The organism is Kineosporia sp. NBRC 101731 (assembly GCF_030269305.1).
Lineage (GTDB): Bacteria > Actinomycetota > Actinomycetes > Actinomycetales > Kineosporiaceae > Kineosporia.
Genome location: NZ_BSTC01000020.1, coordinates 44,547 through 67,557, shown reverse-complemented (window position 1 = coordinate 67,557; position 23,011 = coordinate 44,547). Strand labels below are relative to the sequence as shown.

Sequence of the window (23,011 nt, the reverse complement as noted above, 5' to 3'; positions counted from 1 at the left end):
CATGACGTCGGTATCCCAGGCATCTCAGGAGACGCAGCGTCAAGCTGGGCTCGTCGTCATTGTGTCCGGTCCGCCGGGGAGCGGAAAGACCACTCTGGCAACACTGCTCGCGCGGCAGCTGCGGTTACCGTTGTTCTCGCGTGACACGATCAAAGAGTCCCTGTTTGACACCTTGGGCTGGTCGGATCGCCAACGATCCAGGGAACTCGGCGTCGCATCGGTCGCTGTCCTGTTCGCCCTGCTGGCGGACACATTGCGCGCAGGAGCATCATGCGTGACGGAGTCAAACTTCCGTCCTGAGTATGCCAACGCCGACTTCGCCACGCTGCTGACCGACACCGGAGCCCGGGCGATCCAGGTTCAGTGCACCACCCAGGGCGAGGTCTTGCTTCAACGTTTCGTCCAGCGAGCGGCCGGGACCAAACGGCACCCTGGCCACCGCGACGAGGGCAATCTGCAGGAGTTCCGCGCCGAGTTGCTCGCCGGACGCTACGAGCCGCTCGATGTCCCCGGGCCGGTGCTGATCTGGGACACCACTGACTTCGACGCCGTTTCTGCGGACGACCTGGGCGAGCAGATCGCGGCTCTGATCACCTCCCATGCGCCGCCATCGTGATCAGGCGTTGGCGTTGCACTTTCGGGCCTGATCTTGGCCGTCTCGGTCCCGTGGTGCGTGGGTCATAGTCTCGGTTGTGGGCCGCGGTAGCGCTGTGGTTCGGCGGGTAGCACCAGTGGTGCGGGGGCGGTGTTGGGTCGGGGTTGGGGCGTCTGGCTGGGGGTGGCGGGGGTGTCTCGGCGGGGGTTGCGGGTGCGCTCGGTGCGGGGGGCTGAGGTACGCCGGCTGCGTTGGAGGGCACCTGCTCGTGTCGTGGTGTCTGGGGCCTGGGTGGGTGTGGCGAGGTGCCCGCGCTCTTGCAGCACCAGGTGTAGCTGCTCGCCGTGAACGGCGCTGCTCAGCGCGGTGTCCAGGCCGGCTAGGGCGCTCGGGTCGGCTCCTGAGGGGTGGGTGCTGGCTGGGTTCTGGCTGTCGGGGCTGATGTTGGGCCCGAACCACAGGTGACCGAGTTTGGCGGTGACGCCCGCGCCGACGGCGAGGCGTTCGGTCTCGGGCAGGGCGCGGTAGGTGTCGACGGCGATCTGATGATGCAGGTGCGCATCGAGAGTGCGGGCAGGGCTCGGGACGGTGGCAGGGTCGGGCTGGATCGGTGGCATTGGTGAGCCTTCTGCAGAGGTGATGGGGGTGTCTGCCCGCACCTGGTCGCTGGGCCCAGCGGCGACCGGTGCCGAGGTCGCGGACTGTGCCTTGGGCCCGACGGTATCGCTGATGGGGTGGCTGTTCTGGTGGGCGGCGTGGGCGGCGTGCCAGTACGCCTGGTGGCCTGGGTTGGTGGTTTCGAGGTACGGGCCAAGAGGCCGGTGGGGTTCGTCGTCGGTGATCTGGTGCTGGTCGCGGAAGGCCGCCACGACGGCCACGTTCTGGATCCAGGTATCGCGCTGGGCGGGGTCGGCAGGGGTGGTGCCGAGGGTCTGAAGCCAGGCGGGTTGAGTGGCGATGGCGTGGTCGGTGAGCTGAGCGACCCGGGCCCGGAGCTGGTCGGCGGCGGCGCGTGCGTAGGCGTCGTTGGCTGGGATGGCGGGGGTCCAGGGCGGCAGACCGGGCTCGGTGGGGGTGAGCTGGGTGCTGGTGGTGGCGTGCCGGCGGACGTGGGTGGTCAGGTTGGTGAGGGTGGTCGGTGCGGCGGATGGCTGTGTGGTCTGTTCGCGGGTGGGCAGGATCTGGTGGATGTCGATGCCCTGGTTTTCCTGGGCTTTGAGGAGCCATGCGAGCTGGGGCCAGGCCTGCGCGGCCGTGTCGGTCGTGGTTGCTGAGGTTGTGGTTTCGGGGGCGGTAGGGGTCGTGGCGGGGTGGGTGTGGGCGTAGTGGCCCAGGCGCCAGGCCAGGACGCTGCTGATGCTGCGGGAGCCGGTCAGGCCGTTGCGGTTGCTGACCTGACGCAAGACGGCGGCGGGGTCGTGTCCTGCGTCATCGAGGCGGCTCAGGGCGGCCTGGACGGCGGGCCAGGCGGGTTCGCGGGTGGCCTGCTGCGCCAGGCGCGACCCGATCGCCGGGCCGAGGAGCCCGCTGTAGGCGGCGCGGCTGGCGACGGGTTCCGGGCGGCGGATCAGCGCGAACGGACCCAGGTCGGCTGGCCGGTTCAGTGCAGTAGCCGGGTCCAGATCCCTGCCCGATGCAGCGGTGATGCCGGTGATGTCGGCGATGAGGTGCGCGTACCGGGCCACGTCCTGGGGCGTGGGCTGGGCCAGCGGTGCAGGCGAGTAGTGCTCAGCGGTGAGGGTGGTGATCCGGTCGGCCAACACGTGGGCCCGGGTCGGCGCCGTCATCTCCACCGTGCTGTGGGCTGGGGTTGTGGAGGGTGAGGTGGCGCCCAGGGGGCGGCTGGGGACGGTGACCGTGTGGTCCCAGGTGGCGTCGTCGGTCACCACCTTCAGGAGGTGCTCGGCGTTCCATCCGGCCGCGGTGGCGGCGTGTAGGGCGCGGGCGGCGTCGGGCCAGGCCGGGTCGTTCAGCAACGGACCGGCAGCGTCCTGCCCCAGCAGGTCCCGCAGGTGGCGGCGGTGCTCTGCCGCGGTGGCCCGTTCGACCGCGTGCACGTAACGGGGCAGCAGAGTGGCCAGGGATTCGCTGTCGGCCTGGGCCTCGCGGATGGCCTGGGTGGCGGAGCGCTCGGCCCCTTCCATCCCCAGGACGCCGTGCAGGACTTCGATGGCCGCGCGGGCGTTGGGGTCGTGCGCGGCGGCATCGGTGCGGTGGTCCTCATCCACCGGCAGGAGATGGTGGGTGGCCACGTACAGGTGGCTGGCGATCGCGGCGCGGGTCAGCGCCACGTAGAGGTGTTCGCGCAGCATCCCGGCGCTGATCAGGGCGTGAGTGGTGTCGACGGTGGAGCCCTGCGTGCGGTGCACCGTGGACGCGTACAGCAGCTCGACATGCTGGCTCACGTACGCGGACGGAAGGCGGACCTGGCCACCGTGCTCCAGGTGGCCGACCTGAAGGGAGCCGTCGTCGTGGCGGTACAGGACGCGCCAGGCGTCGCCGTTGCGGACGAAATCGCGGCCCTGGCGGGTGGCCAGGCGCCGGGAGTTGTGGCGGGTGACGATCCAGTCCCCGGCCCCGGCGGTGTTGCCGTCGTGCAGGCTGATGCCGTTGGCTTCGACCTGTCCGGCGGTGACGCGGTCGGCGCGGGCCCGGCCGGACAGGGCGGTGACGTCGGCATTCGACGCGGCCGTCATCACGGAGATCTTCCCGGCTTGAACGTCGGTCCACCAGCCGCTGTAGGCGGCATCGGTCATGGCCTGGATCGAACCGCCGTGAATGCGGTCCCGGCTCTCGTAGAACGCCAGTCCGGTGGTGTCACCGGTGCGGATCTGCAGGGTGGCTGCGGCTTCGTCCTGGTCGCGGAAGCGGTGCAGCGTGGACAGTTCGACCGCTCCGGCCTCGGAGGCGATCAGGCGTAGGGCGCCGCCGGATTCGACGGCGGACAGTTGCCGGTAGTCGCCGATTAGGCGGACGGTGGCGCCGTGGTGGGCGGCGATGGCGGTGATCCGGTCCAGGGTGAACGTGCCGGCCATCCCGGCCTCGTCGACCAGGATGACGTCACCGCGCCGCACGCTCAGCTGGCGGACGTTCTCGGGCAGGTGATCGGTGTGGCCGGTCTCCAGGTCGCGGCTGTGGGGCCCGTTCAGGTGCTCGTGCAGGAACTTGTGCACGTTCTCGGCTGGGGTGTTCAGATCCCCGGCCAGCACAGACGCCGACGCTGCAGACGTGGCCAGAGGGATGAGCCTGCGCTGTTGTGCGGTGAGGGTGTGCAGGTAGGCGAGCATGGCGGTGGTCTTGCCGGTTCCGGCGGCGCCGATTCCCACGCTCAGGAGTCGTTCGTCGGTGGCGAAGGCGGTGACCAGGGCGCGTTGCCCGGTGTCCAGGGTGCGGCCGTGGACGGCTTCGAACCCGTCCAGGGTGGCGTTGACCCACGCCGTGGACGGCGTCCCGGCGACACTGGTTCCGCTGGTCGGGACGGCGTCGGGGCGTGTCTGGGGAGGAATGTTGGCGGGGTCGGCTGCGGGGGTGCTTGCTGCGTGCAGGAGGCGCTGTTCGGCGTCCAGGAGGGCCTGGCTGGTGTAGCGGTCGGCGGCGTGCTGCACGAACACCGAGACCCCGTCCGAGCGCTGAAGGGAGTCCGGTTCGGCGAGCAGGGCGGGCGCTTCGATGCTGATGCTCACGGACGGGGAAACGGCCCGCTTGACCACGGCAGTGACTGCGGCCTGGTGTTCGGTCAGGGAACTGATGACGAGGGGGCTTTGTTCGGGTTCAGGGTCTGAGCTGGCGGTGATTCCGGTGATGGGCTGTTGCTGTGCGACAGCGATCTTGACGAGGCGTTCGGCCTCGGCGCGCACGTTCCAGACCGTCCAGGTGGAGCGCTTCTGTGCCACGTTCGCGACAGCCTGGGCCGCTAATTCCTGCACTGACACCGCCTGAACCGGCTGCCGACCGGCCGCGGTAGACCGGCGTTCAGGATCTGGGACAACAGCCATGACCTGACGGATGGTTCCGGGTCCGTGGCGGGTGATGGCTTGCTGCGTCCAGGTGGCGCGCATGGCGGCCACGGAGCGGGGGGGCTGCTTTTCCTGGCGGGTGTCGAGGTTGGCGCGGCGCGCGAGTTTGTGCGCGACGGCGGCTGAGGGGTCGTGTCCGTGCTCGGCGCGGTAGGCGCTGGTGAGTTCGTCGTAGCGGGCTGTGAGGGCGCTGCGGCGGCGGGAGAAGTCCTTGATCAGCGCCGGGGCGATGCCGGCGATCTCGTAGACCGGCTGCTTGCCCCGGCCCATGTCCTTGGCCTCGAACCTCACCCCGGTCTTGGCAGTCAGGGCGACCTGAAAGGCGGTGTTGTAGTGCTCGGACGCGGCGACGGTGAGCCGGTACAGCGCCCTGCCGTCCAGGGTCCGCCAGATCCCGTCCACACCCTGGACCTTGTTCGAAATCGCCACATGGGTGTGAGGGTTTGGGTCCCCGTCGCGCGAGTCCCAGTGGTCGAAGGACACGCCGATCAGGCCCTTGGTCTCGATCTGGGCGACGCCGTTGGTGCCGGTGCGGGTGAACGCGGCGTGCTGTTCCAGCATGGCCAGGGTGGCGTCCTTGGCCTCGTGGTGGGCGGCGATGACGGCGTCCTGCACCCACTGTCGTTCGTCCAGCGCCCACAGTAAGGCGGCCGATTTCACGGGCGCGAACACCAGGTCATACCCGGCCACGGAGCCGTGCTTGCGTCGGGCTTCCTCGGCCCGGATCCGTTTCTCCTCGGCCGGTCTGGGGAGGCGGCCGGTTTCCTCGATGATCTGGCTCAGGCGTTCGTGGACGCGTTCTTTGAAGGGCGGCAGGGCCTTGTAGGCGGCGAACGGGCGTCCCAGGGTGACGCTGCGCAGGGCGTCAGCGTTGACCTTCTCCACTTCGGCGGGGCTCATGCCGGGAGTGATGTGCTGGCGCTGATAGGCGGCAATGCGAGCTTCGGCGTCGGGGTGAAGCCCGGACCCGAACAGGGCCTGCATGTGCTCGGCTTCCACGATGCGAGCGGACTGCCCCGCGCGCGGTTGCAGGTCCAGAAGGTGGCGTCCGCGCCCGATCCAGACGCCGGGCGGATTGCCCTCGGCCGTGTAGTAGGCGCTGACGTCCTGGCCGGGCTGAGGCGTGGCTCTGGGGTCGTTCGCGAGGACGGCGATGTCGCGCATCAGGTACTGGTAGCCGTCCCCGGCGGTCAGTTTCGCAATGGTCATCACCACGTCGACCACCCCCGAACTGGCGCCGGGAGCTGCCGGTGAGGGCATGGGCGTGCGCTACGGCCAACACCACCACTCCAAGCATCTATGAGCCGTCGTGAGGGGCGTTTCTGGTCTGGTCGTGTGGGCTGGTGGTGGGCCGCGCGCACTGCGGTCAGGCCCCCGGCCTGACCGTTACAGGCTGGCCGTGGGAGCCGCCGAGGCTCGCGGGTCAAGAGCGGCCGCAGGCCGTCCCGTAGGGACCCGACAGGGCTCTTGAGGCGTGAGAAGCGGCCCCCACAAGCTGCGCGGCCCGCCACCAGACCACCCACAAGAACCTGCACCACGAAACCTGTTGGGCGAAGCTGTGAACCGTCTCGGACGCTGGCGGACGCGACTGAATCCCGACGGCCCAGCGCACTCCCTAACGTCACGAAACAGCCCCTTTGTCAATGCTTTTGGTGGATTCAGGTTCGCTGATCGGACCTGTTCATGCAAGAGGTGTCTCGCGCTTTTCCTGTTCTGACCTGAAGGTGATGGGCCGGAAGGCGGAGGGACATCGATCGTCGAGTCGGGATGGGGCTGCCGGCCTGGGCGGCGGTTGAGTTATCTGAGGTGCGGCTGCAGATGTGTTGCACGTCGGTCACTCTGGTTTTGTTCGTGCTGGAGGTGTTGCGAACTTGTGTGATGGGGGACGTGATTTCCCGGCAGACGCACTCGGCAAGGATCGTGCTGGGCATGACGACACAGAAGAACGCGCAGACCGGTTCGGCGACGCAGGAGAACACGACGGGTGGGACGGGGCAGGAGCGGACACCGGCGACGGCGTCCGGAGGGAGCGCTCGCAAGCGTGGGGGGCGTGGGGTGGTCCGGTTCGCGGCGGTGCGGCGGGCTCGGGCGGCGAAGATGGCCCGGGATGCCCGCGTGTTCCAGCGTGAGGCGGAGGTGGAGGCAGCGCTGGCGAACTTTTACCAGGCCCAGGGTGAGAGCGAGGTCATCATGCGGGCGGCGACCGAACGCGCACAGCAGATCATGACCCAGGCGCAGGAACGCTGCGAGCAGCCGCGTCACGACATGCACCTGGCGGTTGCACGGCTGCACGAGCTCGGCGAAACGGCCGTGAGCTTGCGGGAGCTCACGGGCCTGGGGGCGGTGGCACTGCGCGAGATCCTGGAGACCCACACGGACGGTCGGCGCTTGAGCGGCCCCCGCCGTCGCGCGACAGCGCCCAGCCAGCCGACGGCCGCACCCACCGCCCCGGAAACGTCGGAGTCCCTGGACTCATCGAGAGGGGCCGGGGTGCGGCCGGAAACGCCCTGACTAATACGAGTGTTGCCCCCGGCGCAACCGTTTTGCCAAGCGCACTGAGCAACAACGACGCGGCCCTGGCGCGGTGAGGAGCGATCAGGCAAAACCGTGAGTGCCCGGACCCGTCAGGGTCCGGGCACTCACTGATGTTCGGGGTGGAGTTCAGGTCCAGTCGGGTTTGGTCTGCAGGCACCAGGGGCAGTCGATGTTCCAGTCGCTGCGCTGTTTCAGGACCAGGGCCCGGGAGGTGGGTGAGGTGAAGATGGGCAACTGGTACTCCATGCAGCGCACGCCGTAGCCCGAAGGGCTGGCGTGGTGGGTCTTGGTCGGATCGACCGGCAGGACGGGCGTGGTGGTGTCGGGGCAGTCCTGGAACACCAGGCCGGCTGCTTCCCGGGCCCACCGATCCCAGGACCGGGACGCGATCGCCTTGTCCGTGGACAGACGCTGGAAGCTGTGCGCCAGATCGGGCCGCTCGGCCATCAGGGACGCGATGGACGGGTATGCCTTGATGTTTCGCAGGGTTTCGGCCGCGAGCTCGGCCGGGCTGACGGTACCGGGGTCCAGGATCAGAGTGGTGCGGGCCTGGGTGAGCCACGCGGTGATGTAGACGTAGCCGTGGGAGGACCGCGAGTCGGCGTGGACCGTGAGCTGCTCGTCGAGGTACAGGATCACGTCACGCGACTCGGCCGGGCTGAGGGTGCCCTCGGTCAGCAGATGGCTGACGCTCTCGCGCATGGCATCGATCGGGTACCGCCAGTTGATCAAGTTGGTGAGGGCGGCGCTGTAGGGGCCGTCGTCGGAGCCGAAGCGGTCCGGTGGCAGGTCGACGTAGCCGGTGCGGTCGACGTTGAGGCGGGCGCCCCAGATGGACAGGGCGTTGTCGGGGGCGACGTTCTTGAGCGCGAACCGCGCGGTGACAGACATGTGGGGGGTGCTCCTGGAAGTGACAGGCCGGGGCCCGGATGGATCAGGGGACGATGCGGGGGCGAGTGGTGCCCGGGTCGGCCCCGTTGGAGGGGCCGACCCGAGCACCTGCGGGTGGTTCAGGCGGGCTGCGGGATGCCGGTGGAGTAGCCGCCGTCGGCGGGGACCTCGCTCAGGTGCGGGCGCTGCTCGCTGGTGGGCCGGGCTTCGCGCAGGCTCGCGGCGGGGTGCCAGCGCATCGAGACCGAGACGTTCTGGGCGGTCGCGCGCAGGGTGGTGTAGTTGTTGCGGGACTCGGCGCGCAGGTCGTCGCCGATCTCGGCGATGATCGTGTCGCCCTTCTTCAGTTCGGCGGCGCGCTCGGCGAGCTGGCGCCAGCAGGTCAGGTCGATGGCGACGGTGCGCCCGTCGACCCACTGGCCGGCGTTGTTGCGGTAGCGGCCGTTGTACATCAGGCGCAGGTTGCAGACCGCGACACCGGAGTCGGTGAAGCGAAGCTCGGGGGCCTGGGCGATGTTTCCCTCGATGACGAAGTTGAACAGCATGATCGGTGTCCTCCGGTGCTTGCGCTGATGCGCTCGGGGTGCGGCCCGCCTGTCCGGGCGCCGGTGGCGCCGGGCGGTGGTGCCGCGGTGGCAAGTGCCGGTCGGGACTGCCCAAGGGCGCGCGCGTCAAGGGAGGAAGAACGAGATCCCGGCTCGATACAAGGCGGAGCGCAGCGGAGCCGTCGGCCGGGATGTCGGGCGGCCCTTGCGCGTGACGTCCGTGGGGTGGTCCATGCCTGGGTGCTGACACCGAGAGCAACACCCACCAGCACGCACCCGACGCCAGATGGGTTGACCGCCACCGGTGTCCATCCGCGCCGACCGGAAACCCGTCCAGCAGTCTTCAAGTGCGTCGCGGGAGTGTCGGCCTCAGTCCACGCAGGCCGTGAACATCGGTCCGCGTTCATGGACCGGGCCGAGAAGGAGCCAGCCCGCAGGGATGCGGTCGGGGACGAGGGAATCCGTCGGCAGGTTCACCTGTGCTGACGATCGACAGCTCGCGGGCCGGGATCGGAAAGGCGATGGGGCCAGGTTCGCGGGCGCGAGCGGATGTGCCGCGATGGCCCCGCACCGTACATCGCCGCGAGGGCCTTGGTCTGCGGTCGAGATCGCATGTGGTGAACGTCCTCCGCCTGACCTGCGTTGGGCTGGCTCGGGCTGGGTGCTGTCCGCTGACACGGGCGGCGCGGTCGGTGGGATGCTGGTCCGCGATGAGCAGCGATCGGTGTGGCGTGCCGGGACCTGTGGGGGCCGAGCTGATCTGCCCGGCCTGGTTCACCGGCCCTTCGGGTGTGCCGTACGTCCCGACGCTGGGGCCGGTTCATCCGGGCGAGGATGCCGCCGGCCTGATCCGGGATGTGTTCTCGGTGGCGGGCACGGGCCAGGTCCTGCCCTACGACAAGGATGCCCGCTGGTCGAGGGTCAAGGACGAGCACATCATCGGCGCCACCCTGGCCACCGGCATCTTCGATCAGGCTTGCCAGCACGGCGAGCACGGCCAGCACGGTGGCGGGGTCGTCATCCCGACCCTGGCCCGCCGGCCACATCCGCGCATCACGCTGTACTGCTACGGCACCGACCACGCCGAGATCCGTCGCCTGGCCGCCGACCTGCGCGCCGAGCACCCTGGCACGCCGGTGCATCGGGTGGTGCTGCGTTCCGGGGCAACCGAGAGCATCGGGGGCGGCGCGCACGCGGTGCGGATCTGGCTGTACGACTTCGCCGCCGCAACTGGTACGGATGCATCGGACGTGCGGGTGCCCGGCGTCCATGTGCTGGGTGAGTGTTTCGGTCCGCTGGTGCACTCGTTCGCTGACTTCGCTGAGCGCATGCACGCTGATGGCTGGGGGTTCGTCCGGGGCCAGCTGCGCGAGCGTGACCTCGGACCGATTCTGATCCGCGTGCACGAGCACCGGGTGGTCGCAGCCACCGGCCCCTTGCAGATCCGCGCCGATGCCCGCGGGCGACCTCGTCTGCTCCCGCAGTACCTGGGCGTCTTGCCGGAGGCACGTGGCCACGGCTTCGGTGAGGACCTGCGTCACGCCGTGACCGCGTGGGCGCGCCAGCACGGCGCTGAGTACGAGCTTCTGCAGACCGTGCTCGGTGGCCCTGCTGACCGGCTCCACGCCCGCTTGGGCGCACGCCGCCTGGGCACCCGGCACCACCAGCCCGCAGAACATCCCGGCACCTGCTGACCGGCGTCCCTCACCGATGCCGTGGCGTGAGCCTGTGCGACGGGTCGCGCCCGTTTTGATCGGACGGCCGGAGGGACGTCTCGCCCCGGGCGTGTGAATGCCCGGGGCGGTGAGCTGTTCAGTCTTCCTGTGCGGGGGGTGCGGTGTCCTTCGTGTCCTGGGCGGCTGGGGCGTTGTCGGTGGGTCGGCGGTGCTGGGTGATCTTGACGAAGGGCAGCTTGTCGAGCCAGTCCCCGCCGACCATCGAGGGGACGCCGACGGTCTTCTTGTTGACCTTGCGGACCACATGCCACAGCCCCGCGCCGAACACGAAGTCCCCCACGTTCACGTTGTGCGGCCCATAGACCACCAGCGAGCCCTCCGCCTCCAGCGCGGCCAGGACCCCCCGGTCCAGATCCACCGCCTCCAGAAGACGCTCCCGCTCGGCAGTGCTGCGCTCCACGTAGGTGTCACTCATCGGCCGCAGGCCCGTGCGCTCGGCCAGGGCCGGGCTCTCGGGTCCAACGGCTTGTTCGTGCTGGGCCAGGCGCCGTTCGATGACGCGGATCTCGGCCTGGTGCCGTTCGATGCGCAGGCCGATGGTCACCGGGCTCTCGCCCTGCTCCTGGATGCGGCGGATCTCAGCGGCCAGCCGTGAGCGCACCCGCGCCTCACGCCGGGCCTCCATGCTGCGCGTGTCCAGACGATCCCGGCGCTCCAGGTCGCGTCGGTGGCGTCCTTCGCTGCGATGACCGATGAGGATCGGCTGACCCATCGGATAGCCGTCACTGATCCGCCGGCTCGCGGCATGATCGGCATCCGCGCTCGCGGTGGCCTTTTCCGCGGCGTGCTCGTGCCGGTCGGCCCTGATGTCCAGGCGCTGGTCACGGCCCTGGCGGCGTTCGGCCTCGCTCAGAACCGCCCCGGTGTCCTCGACCTCGACCATGACGCCGTTGTCCCCGGCAGCACGCAGGAACTCCTGGATGCGGGTCTGACGCGTCCAGGGCTTGAGTGAGCGCGGCAGGACGTAGCCGGCGGCGGAGCGCGACCACACCCACGGGCGCGGGAGCAGGATCGGGATGAGCGGGTCGCCTTTGAGGGTGCCGGTCACGGCGACCCAATCGCCGTCGACGTCCAGGTACCACGGGCGCGCCGCCGGAGCCTCCTGCTCGCTCTGGGCGGGTTGCTCGTGTGGGGCGGTCTGGCCGGTCCCCGGGCAGGACGGCGGGGTGGGCGTCGTGGACGGACTGTGCGGGGTGGGCATGAGCGGACTCCTGGACCTGACGAGAGGGGTCCGGCCATGGGCGCTGCGGGGTGCCGCTGCGCCGGCCGGAGCTGGCCGAGGCGTCACGGCCTCGCCAGGCCACCGGCCGGTCAAGAACACCCGCCCCGGGCGTCTGAAAGGGCCCGGCCGCTTTCAGCCGGGCCCGACGCCCGGCGGGTGGACTTGACCGGCCCAGCCGCGAGGCCAGCCTCAAAGGCCAGCACCGGCCCCAGCGGCACCCAAAGCCCCACCAGCCGCGTGATCCCGGCAGGGACTACAGGAGATACCGCGGACGGAACGCATACGGGTAGCTACGCTTTGCCTAGGTCTGCTCGGGAGTAGTCCAGCTGACCCAAAAGAGGGCTGCGGATGCGGGCGCCTGGAAAGCATGCGCCGACCGGCATGGCGCAGCAGGTTCGATCGTGAGCGGTCACGGCAAACGGCGGGTGCCCGGCCTCGGTAAGAACGCGTTGTCAGCGGTCGGTCATGCCTGGGGAGGAACGCGGTGAGCCCGAAGAAGCGACCGCGCAAGAAGCCCGCTGACTCACGGTCGGGCTCGGCCCGTACCGCGCGAGTGCATGCAGCGCGCAGCCGCATCGGTGCTGGCGGGCCGTTCGATCCGGACTACATGCCGTTCTACGAGGAAAGCCCTCTGCTGAACTGGCTCGGAGACTGCCCTGGCCCGCAGATCCCGATCTACGCGGTCGTGGGGATCTGGCACCAGCTCGCGAGCAGGGCGCCGCTGGGTACCTGCGTGATCGTCGCCCACCAGCTCTGCGGCGCCCTGCGGCACCTGGGCATCGATGCGCAGCCCGTCGCTGCTACGGCCTCGGTGTACGAGCTGGTCCCCGGCACCAGCGGGCGGGCCTGGCAGGTCACCGACACCGGGACCGGTCAGACGCCGCCCACTGTCAGCGATCCGGGAATGACCGACGGGCACATGGTCCTGCTCGTGCCGGTGCCCGGCCTCGTCATCGATGCCAGCATCGTGCAGAACCTGACGATCCTGCGTCGCGCCTACCGCGACACCCTCTACTCCGTGCCCGCAGTGGCTGCTGTCCCACCGGGAGCGATCCCTTCGGCAGACGTGGAGTTCGCCTACGACGAGAGCCTGCGCGTCACCTGGCAGTTGCACCCGCAGTGGACGCACATCCTGGACCAGGTGCTGGCCTACGACGACCTGCGGTTCATCACCGAACACGGAGCCCTGGTGTTCGCGCACCACGCGATGACCCTCATCGCCGCGCTGATGGAAGACGATCCCAGCCTCGACTTTTCCCGAACGCACCCTCGCGTCGATGCCTTGGCGCGCGGGACGGTTTTACTACCGCCGATCGACTGAAGCGGCGCCGGCCATCAGAGCGACGGAGATTCGACGGTGCAGTGCCAGCGGGCACCTGCCGCGCATCGGTGCCGGTCGCTGATGGGCCGGTAGCGGTCTCGTGTCAGCCCTTTCGGTGGGAGGGCGGTGTGTGTCCGCTTCAGCAGTGGGGGCGCTGGCTGGTGCAGCTGTGCTCGTGAATTGATCGCGACCCTTGATCAGTTCGCCGTTCCACTGCCGGGTCCAGCCCTGACCGTGCATGTCGGTGAAGGTGAAACTGATGCCGAAGGGCAGGTTGGCCGCCTGTGCTGCGTCAAATCTTTCGATGTCTCGCTGGTCCAGGGCAACGGTGAATGATGCGTTCTGCCCGCGCACGGCCGGGGCCAGCATGACCCGGTTCAGGTCAAGAGGGCGATCGGGTCGTGCCCACCGCCTGTCTCCCGCGATGAGATAGGCCTCGAAGGCGTACACCGGCTGGGTGCTCTGGTTCACCACACGAATCTCGCCTGCGGCGCGACGGACCAAGGCGCGCTTGACCCTCGTCTTCCTCATCCACGCGGACACCTGGTCGGCTTGCCCACGGTCCTGAGCCTGACGGGCTTGCTCATCTCGATCCTTCTCCAGGCTCAACTGGCCGATGGCCGCCTGCGCCTGCTGGCGTGCGTGTTCGGTCTGCTGCTGCGCCTCGGCCAGTTGCGCTCGGGTGCTCCTCCACGTCTTGGACACGAAGAACACTGCGACCAGGGCGATAGCCCAGCCGACGTTGGTGCCGAACGCTTCCACCCACGATGCCGCGAGCTCCGACTGAAGGGGCCCGCACCAACCTGACGCAGCCGTATGCATTCCTCACCATCACACAAACCGGTTTATTCGGGCAGGTACAAGCTGTGGGTCGATCGCTGGTCGCGGTGCACCCTCTGCTGGCCCCGGTTCATAGGCGGGCAGAGGGCACACCTCCTCACCAGCCGCTACAGCGAACCGTTTTCGGATGCCGGGCTGAGCTTGTCGTGGGCGGGAGCCAGGATGTGCTGGCGGATGTCCTGAGGGCTCATCGCCATCTGCATTGCTTGCTGCAGCAGGCGGGCGAGCGTGTATTCGGGATCGGCGTCCAAGGCGCGCGCGAGGGAGACGCGGGCCAGGATGCTGTGCCCATGCTGGTAGGCCGCGAACGCGGCCAGCGTGGCCACCGGCGCCACCCATGCCGGTGGCGCGAACGGCAGCAGACTGCTCCAGGTCCAGCTGGTGTGGGCTTCATCCGAGCGGATCACCAGTTCATCGCGGACCTGAACATCCATCAGCGCATCCAGGACACCAGCTGCCTCCACCGCACCCCACTGCACCGGGCGTTCCCTGCGCACGGACAGAGCCTCACCGGCAGCGACCCGGCGCACCGAGCGCAGACGACCCTGCGGCAGCGCGGCCAGCGCCTGCCGCACACCGTCCAGGACGGCCGATGGGTGTGGTGCGGTAGCGGCCTCGACCTCTTGATGGGATCCGGCCGGGACACCCCGGGCTAGCTTCAGCGCCAGCGTCACCGGTGGATCCTCACGTCCCGCGCTGCCTGCCCCGAGGGGCGCGGAACCGTTCAGATCGTGCAGCCACCATTGTCCGTGCGCGCTGGTGATCACCCATCCGATGGTCAGCCAGGCTGGAGCGGTCGCGGCCAGGTGCACCAGGTCGCGGTGCAGGGATTCCAGCACCTGATCGGTTACGGGTTCGTGCGGGAACGCGACCAGATGGACTTGCTCGGCTGCGGCCTTGGTCAGGGCGTGCCGGATCGAGGCCCACACCACTTGCTCGGCCACAGCATTCAGATCGATCCGGGCCGTCAGGACGGTCGTGCCTTCCTGGGTGGCCAGCAGCACCAGATCATCGCTCAGGTGCTGAACCCCGAGGATGAGCGGCACAGCATGCACCAACGCCGCAGGATCGCTCAGGCGAATACGTGGCACGGGGCCAGGAGGCCCGGCCGGCGACGGCTTAGGTCGTGAGGCATTCTCGGCGCTCATCGATGAAAGTCCTTTCACTGCAATACGTACAACGGGGTGAGGAGAAAATGCAGGTGGGCCCGCAGCCTGCACGGCTGCGGGCCCACCTGGTTCGGTCAGTCCTGCGAAGCGCCGACCAACTCCTCGAAGACCTGCTCGGCCTCGACCGGTGCCATCGACTCGAGCTCGGCGGCCAGATCGGCAATGTCACCAAGATCGGATGAGGTCATCTCGGGCTCCGAAGCCTCCTGCGTCTGCGGCTCCAGGGCAGCGGCTTCGCCGCCGGCCTCCCCTTCCGCGTCCTCGTCGTCGTCCTCGTCCGTCTCTTCGTCGTCGGCGTCGTCGGCGTCCTCTTCAGCGGTGTCGCTGATGAGCTGGGTAATGTCGGTGTGCAGGCGCTGCTCGGCCTCGGACAGCTCGTAACCGGCGGCGGTGAGCCGGTCCAGGTAGGCCAGGCCGGCGGCGGGGTCGGTGTCCCAGCGCTGCCCGGCGAGGGAGTCCAGGTTGGTTTCGGAGGTGGTCAGCCAGCGGGCTACCACGATCCGCTGCAATCGGTCCGTCCCGGCCCCGGAGGCTGCTTCCTCCAGACCGGCCAGTGTGGCCGGAATGCCGGCCAGGCTCAGCGCCAGGTCCGTGTACTGAGGGGTGTTGATGCGGGCCTTCTCCGGCCGTCCGGCCAGGAACCGCAGGGCCTGGGGGAACAGTCTTTTGGCGGTCTTGGCGGTGGCGTACTTCTCGTGTAGGAACCGTCGGCGCACCGCAGCGGCATCGACCAGGGCCTCCTGGTAGGCGACGCGTTCGCGGTCGGCTGCGGCCCGGGCTTCGCGTTCGGCGTCGGGCACGTACCGGGTGTGCTGGGTGCGGGTGTACCCGGACGCTTCGGGGTCCAGGCAGATGACGACCACCCGGGGCGTGTAATCGGTGTTGATGAATGCCGCGAACCCCGACTTGGCCTTCACCTGCTCGGGGTCCAGGGGGTCGCCGTTGGTGTCCAGGAGGGTGGAGGCTTCGGCCTCGCGGGAGGTGTAGGGCCAGTTCTTCGGGGTGGTGACGATCTTGACGCCGGCCAGGGTGAGTTCGGCCTTGAGCCGGGTGATCGTCTCGCGGCGTTCGCGTCTGCGGGTTTCCTCGGCCAGGGCGTGGGCGAAGCCCCAGGTGGAGTGGTCCTTCTTCAGGAGCCGGGTCATGGCCTTGTCGTCGTCGGCGAAGGAGTTCAGGGCGGCGATCTGGGTCAGGTCCAGCGTGCCGGCTTCCACGGCGGTGGCGGCGTGGGCGCGAGCGACTTCGGGTAGATCGTTCAGGGCCAGGCGGGAGCGGATCCGCTCGGCCGGCAAGGCCAGGACACTTTCGATCTGCTCCGGGCTCACGTCCAACAGGGCGAGCTGGCGGTAGTAGTCGGCCTCTTCCAGGACGCTCAGGCCCTGGCGGTTGAGGTTCTCGCCGAGCATCCGCAGGAGCTCGGTCGCCTCGCCGGTGTCCTGGGCGATCAGGCACGGCACGTCGGGCAGGTCCAGGAGCAGTGCGGCGGCGTGGCGGGTGTGCCCGGCGATGATCCGCCAGAACTGCTCCGCCTCGGGACCAGGAACGCCTTCCGGGGTTTCGGTTTCGTCGGCGCCGGGATTGGCCTGGCTGGCCTCGGTGATGGGCACGACCAGCAGGGTCTGGAGGATGCCGAGGGCGGAGATGGACGCGGCCATCTGCTCGATCGCGGCGTCAGCGATGACGCGGTTGCGGTCGTTGGGGATCAGCTGGTGAGGGCTGATGTCGGCGAACGTGCTCATGACGACGGGTTTCCCTTCGATCGGGTTGGCGCACCGCCGCGGACCTGGGGTCCGTGGGGTGCGTTCTGACCGGAGGCGCCCACGCCCCGTACCGGTGGGAAAGGGCCAAGGGGAAACACGCTGAGCGTCGGGGCGAGCCGCTGTTGCGAGACACGATGCTCAGCGCCCCTTGCCCGGCCACCGTGCACGGGGCGAGCCTTCGCCGGCAGAACGCGCACGACCCCAGCCCCGCCCGGCCCGGAGACCGATGAGGGGCGCTGGCGTTCATGGCGACCGCGCCTGGCATGCCTGCCGACGGCTCTCGGTGTCGCGGTCCTCTTGATGGCGCGGATGCCGTGCCCAGGCCGGCGGCAGAAGGTCGAGCATGCGCGTGGCGTCCCCGGTGAAGACCCTGTCCGTCCCGGACGCCTGCTGCTTGGCCGAAAGACAGAGGTTCGCCCGGGCTATGGACGTGAAAGGAGCTTCCAGGTCGATGCCGATGGCATCCCGCCCCTGATGAACAGCTTCGACCAGCGTCGTGCAGACACCGCACATCGGATCCAGGACCAGATCACCGGGCCGGCTATACGCTGCCACTGCGTGCGTGGCCAAGGCCCGCTGGGTTTGAGAGCCGAACTCTTCGGACGCGGGCGATCGGCACCCTTGGAAGATTTCGGGTTGCTCATGCTCGGTCTGGCCCCCGAAAGGAGCGAGCGTACTGACGCTTCCAGACCTCACTTGTCAGACTCTGCGAACACGCAAGAAGCTGACAGAAGCTCTCAACGCGGGGATTCGCGTCTAAAACCAAGTCTCACTGGGGCGAGATTTCCGTAGCAGGTGAGGGACGGCGGGGGAACAGTGCCGGTCTGGTACGGGTCTACACTGAGGAAGATCGGCTGAGCTTGCGCGTGTCGTGGCTCTGCGGCTCGGGCTGCTTCCTATGCTCTCGATCATGAATCTGAATGAGCTTGTGGAATCGATCCGCGAAATCCTGTTTGGGGCTGAGCTTAATCCTGATAAATCGGGTGGCGGCCATTTTGAGTCCGAGTTGGAGGAACTCACTGGGACGAGCCGCTCCGAGGTCGCCGCTGCCGTTGATGTCCTGGTCAAGGACAACAAAGTGGTAGCTATCAATGACACCGGCGGCGAAGATGGCCGTTGGGTGGTGGCCCAGGTAAAGCCGGGTGTGTCGCTGGCGGACTGAGCCTGCCTCAAGCTTCGGGGTCGAGGCCGCTTTCCTGCCGTGCCGACATGATGCCCCATCTTTCGAGCACATTTGAGGCCGGTTCGTCCTGGGATTCGGCTAATCCAGTGACGAAGGCGGCCGTCTCGAGGGCGAGGACTTTCACGAGTCTCTGCGGATCGATACGGATCTGATCGATACCTGCGGTGATCATGGTGGACAGTGCTTCGTCGCCCATCTGTCCCTCAAGTACTTCCACTGAAGCAGTAATGAGCGCTCTTGCCAGGCGGGCCATATCTTCAATCTCGGTCATGGGGATGATCCGCTCTCTTGCCAGCATGCATGTATAAGTGGACTGAAAGTGTTCCCCCTAGCCGCTTTCGCCGTCAACCCTAGACAGTTGAAGCAGCTCTTGGCCAGTCAGAACGCAGATATCATCCGATGGTTTTAGACAGTCGCAGCACTGGTCACAGCTATCCCACTGGTCTCGGCGACTCCCTGTGTAGACCGTCACGCAACAGCGCATCGGCCAGCGAAAGTTTCCTTGCCGACAGAAGCGCGTGGTCTCATCAGTAGATGGCGATGGCATCTACAATAATTGCTGGTCCCGCAATGTACTCATGCACGTCGCTCGCAGGCAGTTCCAGCTCTAACTGTTCGACCATATCTTTCACGACGTCCCCGACATGGGGCATTAGTTTGCGACGCATGAGATGTTCCCAGTCGTGAAGTAGCCATTCCTCGGCGCTAGCGAAACCTTCGTCTCCGCCTGCGATGATCCGCGAGATTGAACCAAAGATGCGAAATTCGTTCTCAACGCGATTGGCTGACGCGACATCGATGAAATGGTCGGGACGGACGTTGATGTATACCTTCTGCGGAAGTTTTGATCCGGACAGTTCGAGCAATATCGGAATGGGGATCAATTCATTGCGCAGGTAGACTTGTTTCAGTTGCTCAACGACGCGAGGGTCTTGTATTTCCAGATCCAAAACGGTGTCTAGGTCTCCGTCTGCAGTATCCATCAACCTTCGAAAAATGAAAAACATTTTGCCGGCCAGGCTCGCGGCTGTAATGCGGGCCTGGCCTTCAATCTCGAGTAGGGAATCTCTGGCCAGTACTGAGTTTTCGTCAGGATCAACGATAACGGCACCTTCCCGGATTAAAGAATCGATGACCTTGCTGACGGTTGCTTTTTCGCGGGGGGCCAGACTGTACGTGGACTGATATTCGACATCAGTTCCGAGCGCTGCATCAAGATTTCCCACACCGAACACGCCAATCTTGCCGCCACCAGATCGTTTGCTGACTGTCCGAGCGACGATCTCAGCTTGTCGAGGGACCTCGACATCGTTGTATTCGGCTTGGGAGAGGAGAGTCTCAACGTCCAGGAAGATCGGTGACCGCAGCGCCATGCCCAGCATCATCTCAGCACCGGCGGTGGATCCAGGTCTTTGCCGACACCGGTCAGTCAGCCGCTCCATCCGAGCACTCCGGTGGCCCTAGAGGAACGACAAGACACGCGGCGCCTGCAGCCCGGCTGCGCCGCTGTGGACCTGGCCGCGATTGCGCTGGCCGGTCGCCCGGCAGTGCTGCGGTGGCTGTTGCACTCGGGCCTGGCCAGCGGCGAGAACCTGGTCACCCTCGAAATCGGCTCGCGCAGGACGAAGTCGATGCGATCAAAGCCCTGGCGGCCGCCGGCAGGACTATCCGCACGCCACCTCGGGCGCAGGCCGATGCCGTCATCGGCCAGCACTGGGACGACGTGGTCCAGATCGCCCAGCAGCTGGGCGACGCTGGTGGGGAACTGCCTGGTACCGCGGTGTCCCTGCACGAGCTGACGGCCGAGGGTGAGCGCACCCGTGTGCCGGGCCCGGAGCCCTTCGCGGTGTCCTGGCCGGCGAGCGTGCTGTCACCGGCGGGCGCACACGAACGGCATACGACGCTGATCACCGTGATGGCGGCGGCCGTGGCCGTCATCAGCCTGCGGCTGAACTTCACCATCACCCGCCTGCGGGTCGGGGCTGCGCTCGACAGGTCGTACACGCTGTCGATCTCCCGGGGGCCGGACACCGACCGGCAGTACATCGTCTCCCAGATGGCCGCGCAGCCTGCCCCTTCTGCGGTGGCTGGCCGCGATCGGTCAGCCCACCCCCCCAACCAGGCCAGCGCCCAGTTGCTGTACTCCGATCACGAACCCACGGTCCAGCAGGAGCTGGCCCACACCGGGCTGGCCGCGCAGGAGACGCTCTGCGGGCCGAGGCTGCCGCCCTGGTCCACCAGCACTGGCACGAGATCATCGAGATGGCCCAGCGCCTGTGCGATGCCCACGGAGACCCGCCCGAGGCGACGCTGCCCCCTCCTCCTGCTCCTGCTCCGGCCCCGGGCCAACGCCCGTAGCTCGGCCCGCTACGGGCGGCCCAGTCGGCATGATCCTGAAGATTTAGTTCTGGCTCGGGATGATGTCGCGCTCGCCAGAGGCCGGGATATATCCCGATCCGGATGGACCGTTGGTCTCGACGGCGCTGACGCCCGGGTGCAGCGTCATCAGCGTGGCCACTTGCTCCAGGCGCCCGGCCACGTCCACGAAGTAGTCATAGCCATCGTTAGGAACAGTGAGCCGCAGCTGCACATCGATGGCCTTGGTGGGATAGGTGGGCGGCGGCTGCATGAGGTGCATGTCCCAGTCGTGAGGACCGCCCTGGTCGGCCTGTTGGCACGGTGCGGCACCGGCCTGGCTGTCCTGGTACGTGTCGCAGGTGCGGCAGGTCGCCTGCTGGGCTTTGGCCCAGTCGGCTTTGACCTGCGCGTAGGCGTCGTACATCTGCTGCAGATCGGCCCAGTGCTTCTGCTCGGCTTCGTTGGCCTGCAACCAGGCCAGCGAGCGGAGGCACGACTTGCAGGTGGTCAGGCTTGGGACGTTCGCGACCCAAACGTGGTCTTCCTTGCCGCACAGTGAGCGGCGGCCACCCCAACGGGAGAGGTGAATGATGTTGCTGGTCATGGTTTTCCTTCCGGACGCGGGCTGGAATGAGGCTTGCCGTGATCGTGAGGCGTGCGGCGTTCAGTCGGCGAGGATCGGTGAGTACCCGACGCTCACCCGTGCTGCATCGAGGGTGTCGATCAGCCCGGCGACGGCCTCGTGCAGTGCGGCCCAGACCCGATCGGCGCTGCCGTCCGGTTGGGTGATCCGCACAGTGAACTCGTGCATGCTCTGCGGCGTGGGAACCGGCTGCAAAGGCACGTACCACCAGGGGGTGTCGCGCAGGTGCGTGTCGATGTACTCCTCGATGCGGGGGTCGTTCGCCGTGATCGGCCCGATCAAGGTGAAGTCGGTAGCCGGGTCGCTGTGGACCAGCACCAGGGGGATGCTGTCGTGTAGGGGGCGCGGTTCGTCGATGCGGTCGGCCACTTCGATGCTCCGTTCGCCTGTGGCGGTGAAATCCGCCTTGAGGCGGTCCAGTTCAGTTGCGTTCTCGGGGGTGAATGACATGGGTTCTCCTCAGGTGAAGTGCAGGGGTCAGTGAGTGGGGGTGAGCGTGCGGACTTGTTCGTGGATCCAGTGCTGAAGGCCGGCGCCGGTGACCCGGCGGAACTGGGGCCCGGCAGGGGTCCGCTCGGCCGGGACGATGGGCACGCGGTAGTCATCCAGGCCCAGGGCCGTGGTGATACGGATGATGTAGTCGTGGAAATGGCCTTCGGGGACGTAGCCGCGGTCGGTGTCGGCTCGGTCGAGTCCGCGTTTGATCTTGCGCAGGACCTTGAGGATGGATTCGGCCTGGGCCAGTTCGATCTGGTGGGGGCTGAAGGCGTGAGTGAAGCCCCAGGGGCACGGCCGGGTGGGGTCGGCGTAGGCGGTGATGGCGAAGTCGGCGTACTGGCTGCCGGGCTGTGACCACCCGAACGTGGTGCTCTGCCACCATCCGCTGGTGTCCTGGTAGCCGATCTGGGCCACGATCTGGTGGACGTTGTCGTACCGGTGCTGCATCTTCATTAGGACTACCAGGTCCACGTCGGCGGATTTCATGAGGGGAAACCTTTCTGTGGAGAGCGTTTCGGACGAACTGAGACGTGCCAAGACGTGCCAAGACGTGCGGGTGCTGTTGGTAGTTGAGGGGGCTGAGCCGCACCCACTGGCGCGTGGGTGCGGCTTACTGCCTCCAATGGAGGTCATTCAGTGGCTGGGCGGCCGGTCAGATCTGCTTGCGTGTACCAGGCAGCCGGGTGGGCGCCGTCGAAACGCACATGCGCTCGATCGCGGTCCGCGCTGAGCTGGTCGGATTCGTATCCGCAGGTCATGCAGAACCACACGGTCCGGTCTGGGACCGGGGTGTCAGGAAGGACCAGCCGCGCTACCCCGTAGTCATCCTCGTCCGCGACGCCGTCCCAGGCCAGTGGGTTGAGGTAGCGCCACAGGTCGTCGCTGAGCCGGTCCAACAGCTGCGGGTCGAGCGCAGTCAGGGACCGTCCTGAGTGCGTGTCGACATCGGTCAGGAAGAAGCCCTCGCCCAGGGTGTCACTGGTCTGCAGGTAGATCCGGGCCGCCTGCGGAACGAACTGCCGCACCAGAGCGGTCACCGCGTCCAAGAGGCGCTGTTGGAGATCGGTTTCAGGATCGGCGGCAGGTCCAGGAGCTGCTTCCGGCTCGGCGGTCGGGGTGGTGCCCGGCACGGTGCCGGGGGTTTCGTTCTGCGATGGGTGGGGGTGCTCGTGGCCGGGTAGGTCGAGGTGGTGCAGCCAGATGGTGCGGGCCAGCTGGGCGGCCAGGTCGTCCACGGGCAGGCGCCGGAAGGGCAGCGCCTGGCCGTCGAGGGTGATGGCGTAGGTGGTGTCGTCGTAGTGGCGGTTGGCGTAGGAGGTCCAGGCCGTGATGCGGACCTGGTGCCCGGCGATGGTGATGTCGGTGAAGGACGCGGCCGGGCAGAGGCGGCGGTGCCAGGGGTTGAGGCGGTAGCTGATGCCGGTAACGGGCTCACGGATCAGCCGGTGCAGGTGCGCCGCGATATCCCGGGCGAAGGAGTGCGCCCCGCACTCCAGGTCGTCGGCCGGCTCCAGAGGGATCGTCGTGTGTGAGGCGTCCGGCTCGGGAACCGGGACGACGAGATCGCTGACCGTCGAAGGGATCTGGATGCTCATGGGAAGAGGTCCTTGTCTAAGTGCGGGCTTGATCTTGGGTGTAATGCGGCCTGATGTGACCTGTGGATGTGGTGAGGGCCCGGGACGGCGGCTGAGTGGCGTCC

20 protein-coding genes are annotated in these 23,011 nt (G+C 67.8%); 5 read left to right on the top strand and 15 right to left on the bottom strand.

Going from position 1 to position 23,011, the window contains the following annotated elements; genetic code table 11:
- Window position 1 precedes the first annotated feature (1 nt).
- Window positions 2-616 carry a P-loop nucleotide/nucleoside kinase family protein gene (locus QSK05_RS33300; RefSeq protein WP_285601388.1) on the top strand — a complete coding sequence of 205 codons (615 nt, stop codon included), beginning with the start codon at window positions 2-4 and terminating at the stop codon, window positions 614-616.
- Between the two features lie 62 nt (window positions 617-678).
- On the opposite strand, the gene mobF is transcribed toward QSK05_RS33300, so the two are convergent.
- Window positions 679-5,871 (bottom strand): MobF family relaxase, encoded by a 5,193-nt coding sequence (gene mobF, locus QSK05_RS33295; protein ID WP_285601387.1) that lies wholly within the window; start codon window positions 5,869-5,871, stop codon window positions 679-681.
- A 669-nt stretch (window positions 5,872-6,540) separates the two neighbouring features.
- Here mobF and QSK05_RS33290 point away from each other — a divergent pair.
- Window positions 6,541-7,122 (top strand): hypothetical protein, encoded by a 582-nt coding sequence (locus QSK05_RS33290; RefSeq protein ID WP_285601386.1) that lies wholly within the window; start codon window positions 6,541-6,543, stop codon window positions 7,120-7,122.
- A 150-nt stretch (window positions 7,123-7,272) separates the two neighbouring features.
- On the opposite strand, the gene QSK05_RS33285 is transcribed toward QSK05_RS33290, so the two are convergent.
- Window positions 7,273-8,037 carry a type IV toxin-antitoxin system YeeU family antitoxin gene (locus QSK05_RS33285; protein ID WP_285601385.1) on the bottom strand — a complete coding sequence of 255 codons (765 nt, stop codon included), beginning with the start codon at window positions 8,035-8,037 and terminating at the stop codon, window positions 7,273-7,275.
- Between the two features lie 119 nt (window positions 8,038-8,156).
- Entirely contained in the window at window positions 8,157-8,582 is a 426-nt protein-coding gene (locus QSK05_RS33280; protein ID WP_285601384.1) for a single-stranded DNA-binding protein, read from the bottom strand.
- Between the two features lie 710 nt (window positions 8,583-9,292).
- Here QSK05_RS33280 and QSK05_RS33275 point away from each other — a divergent pair.
- Entirely contained in the window at window positions 9,293-10,276 is a 984-nt protein-coding gene (locus tag QSK05_RS33275; RefSeq protein WP_285601383.1) for a GNAT family N-acetyltransferase, read from the top strand.
- Window positions 10,277-10,394: 118 nt separating this feature from the next.
- On the opposite strand, the gene QSK05_RS33270 is transcribed toward QSK05_RS33275, so the two are convergent.
- Window positions 10,395-11,519: a DUF3560 domain-containing protein gene (locus QSK05_RS33270; protein WP_285601382.1), complete on the bottom strand. Its 1,125-nt coding sequence runs from the start codon at window positions 11,517-11,519 to the stop codon at window positions 10,395-10,397.
- Between the two features lie 505 nt (window positions 11,520-12,024).
- On the opposite strand from QSK05_RS33270, the gene QSK05_RS33265 reads away from it, so the two are divergent.
- Window positions 12,025-12,861 (top strand): hypothetical protein, encoded by an 837-nt coding sequence (locus QSK05_RS33265; protein WP_285601381.1) that lies wholly within the window; start codon window positions 12,025-12,027, stop codon window positions 12,859-12,861.
- Here QSK05_RS33265 and QSK05_RS33260 read toward each other — a convergent pair.
- The 4 genes from QSK05_RS33260 to QSK05_RS36565 form a co-directional block, all read right to left on the bottom strand.
- Window positions 12,844-13,623, bottom strand: coding sequence for a hypothetical protein (locus QSK05_RS33260; protein ID WP_285601380.1), 780 nt, complete (start codon window positions 13,621-13,623; stop codon window positions 12,844-12,846). The genes QSK05_RS33265 and QSK05_RS33260 overlap by 18 nt on opposite strands.
- Before the next feature lie 185 nt (window positions 13,624-13,808).
- Window positions 13,809-14,849, bottom strand: a complete 1,041-nt coding sequence (locus QSK05_RS33255) for a DUF4192 domain-containing protein (protein ID WP_285601379.1) — start codon at window positions 14,847-14,849, stop codon at window positions 13,809-13,811.
- 95 nt (window positions 14,850-14,944) lie between these two features.
- Window positions 14,945-16,609, bottom strand: a complete 1,665-nt coding sequence (locus QSK05_RS33250; RefSeq protein ID WP_285601378.1) for a ParB/RepB/Spo0J family partition protein — start codon at window positions 16,607-16,609, stop codon at window positions 14,945-14,947.
- A gap of 264 nt (window positions 16,610-16,873) precedes the next feature.
- Window positions 16,874-17,326, bottom strand: coding sequence for a TRM11 family SAM-dependent methyltransferase (locus QSK05_RS36565; RefSeq protein WP_352303505.1), 453 nt, complete (start codon window positions 17,324-17,326; stop codon window positions 16,874-16,876).
- A gap of 214 nt (window positions 17,327-17,540) precedes the next feature.
- Between QSK05_RS36565 and QSK05_RS33245 the strand changes: the two genes are divergently transcribed.
- Window positions 17,541-17,792 (top strand): hypothetical protein, encoded by a 252-nt coding sequence (locus QSK05_RS33245; RefSeq protein ID WP_285601377.1) that lies wholly within the window; start codon window positions 17,541-17,543, stop codon window positions 17,790-17,792.
- A 7-nt stretch (window positions 17,793-17,799) separates the two neighbouring features.
- On the opposite strand, the gene QSK05_RS33240 is transcribed toward QSK05_RS33245, so the two are convergent.
- From QSK05_RS33240 to QSK05_RS33210, 7 genes are all read right to left on the bottom strand, one after another.
- Window positions 17,800-18,084 (bottom strand): hypothetical protein, encoded by a 285-nt coding sequence (locus QSK05_RS33240; protein WP_285601376.1) that lies wholly within the window; start codon window positions 18,082-18,084, stop codon window positions 17,800-17,802.
- A 256-nt stretch (window positions 18,085-18,340) separates the two neighbouring features.
- Window positions 18,341-19,255 (bottom strand): DUF6414 family protein, encoded by a 915-nt coding sequence (locus tag QSK05_RS33235; RefSeq protein WP_285601375.1) that lies wholly within the window; start codon window positions 19,253-19,255, stop codon window positions 18,341-18,343.
- Window positions 19,256-19,961: 706 nt separating this feature from the next.
- Complete coding sequence (locus QSK05_RS33230; protein WP_285601374.1) at window positions 19,962-20,102, bottom strand: hypothetical protein; 141 nt, start codon at window positions 20,100-20,102, stop codon at window positions 19,962-19,964.
- A gap of 112 nt (window positions 20,103-20,214) precedes the next feature.
- Complete coding sequence (locus QSK05_RS33225) at window positions 20,215-20,775, bottom strand: hypothetical protein (protein ID WP_285601373.1); 561 nt, start codon at window positions 20,773-20,775, stop codon at window positions 20,215-20,217.
- 60 nt (window positions 20,776-20,835) lie between these two features.
- On the bottom strand, window positions 20,836-21,264 hold the full coding sequence (locus QSK05_RS33220; protein WP_285601372.1) for a hypothetical protein: 429 nt from the start codon (window positions 21,262-21,264) through the stop codon (window positions 20,836-20,838).
- 27 nt (window positions 21,265-21,291) lie between these two features.
- On the bottom strand, window positions 21,292-21,765 hold the full coding sequence (locus QSK05_RS33215) for a hypothetical protein (protein WP_285601371.1): 474 nt from the start codon (window positions 21,763-21,765) through the stop codon (window positions 21,292-21,294).
- Window positions 21,766-21,941: 176 nt separating this feature from the next.
- The gene (locus QSK05_RS33210; RefSeq protein WP_285601370.1) at window positions 21,942-22,907 is read right to left on the bottom strand and encodes a hypothetical protein; all 966 of its coding nucleotides are present in this window, start codon (window positions 22,905-22,907) and stop codon (window positions 21,942-21,944) included.
- Window positions 22,908-23,011: the final 104 nt, after the last annotated feature.

Excerpts from the sequence above, each read along its gene's own strand:
- QSK05_RS33300 (WP_285601388.1), top strand. The coding sequence starts at position 2 with ATGACGTCGGTATCCCAGGCATCTCAGGAGACGCAGCGTCAAGCTGGG.
- mobF (WP_285601387.1), bottom strand. The coding sequence starts at position 5,871 with ATGCCCTCACCGGCAGCTCCCGGCGCCAGTTCGGGGGTGGTCGACGTG.
- QSK05_RS33290 (WP_285601386.1), top strand. The coding sequence starts at position 6,541 with ATGACGACACAGAAGAACGCGCAGACCGGTTCGGCGACGCAGGAGAAC.
- QSK05_RS33285 (WP_285601385.1), bottom strand. The coding sequence starts at position 8,037 with ATGTCTGTCACCGCGCGGTTCGCGCTCAAGAACGTCGCCCCCGACAAC.
- QSK05_RS33280 (WP_285601384.1), bottom strand. The coding sequence starts at position 8,582 with ATGCTGTTCAACTTCGTCATCGAGGGAAACATCGCCCAGGCCCCCGAG.
- QSK05_RS33275 (WP_285601383.1), top strand. The coding sequence starts at position 9,293 with ATGAGCAGCGATCGGTGTGGCGTGCCGGGACCTGTGGGGGCCGAGCTG.
- QSK05_RS33270 (WP_285601382.1), bottom strand. The coding sequence starts at position 11,519 with ATGCCCACCCCGCACAGTCCGTCCACGACGCCCACCCCGCCGTCCTGC.
- QSK05_RS33255 (WP_285601379.1), bottom strand. The coding sequence starts at position 14,849 with ATGAGCGCCGAGAATGCCTCACGACCTAAGCCGTCGCCGGCCGGGCCT.
- QSK05_RS33250 (WP_285601378.1), bottom strand. The coding sequence starts at position 16,609 with ATGAGCACGTTCGCCGACATCAGCCCTCACCAGCTGATCCCCAACGAC.
- QSK05_RS33245 (WP_285601377.1), top strand. The coding sequence starts at position 17,541 with ATGAATCTGAATGAGCTTGTGGAATCGATCCGCGAAATCCTGTTTGGG.
- QSK05_RS33240 (WP_285601376.1), bottom strand. The coding sequence starts at position 18,084 with ATGACCGAGATTGAAGATATGGCCCGCCTGGCAAGAGCGCTCATTACT.
- QSK05_RS33235 (WP_285601375.1), bottom strand. The coding sequence starts at position 19,255 with ATGGAGCGGCTGACTGACCGGTGTCGGCAAAGACCTGGATCCACCGCC.
- QSK05_RS33225 (WP_285601373.1), bottom strand. The coding sequence starts at position 20,775 with ATGACCAGCAACATCATTCACCTCTCCCGTTGGGGTGGCCGCCGCTCA.
- QSK05_RS33220 (WP_285601372.1), bottom strand. The coding sequence starts at position 21,264 with ATGTCATTCACCCCCGAGAACGCAACTGAACTGGACCGCCTCAAGGCG.
- QSK05_RS33215 (WP_285601371.1), bottom strand. The coding sequence starts at position 21,765 with ATGAAGATGCAGCACCGGTACGACAACGTCCACCAGATCGTGGCCCAG.
- QSK05_RS33210 (WP_285601370.1), bottom strand. The coding sequence starts at position 22,907 with ATGAGCATCCAGATCCCTTCGACGGTCAGCGATCTCGTCGTCCCGGTT.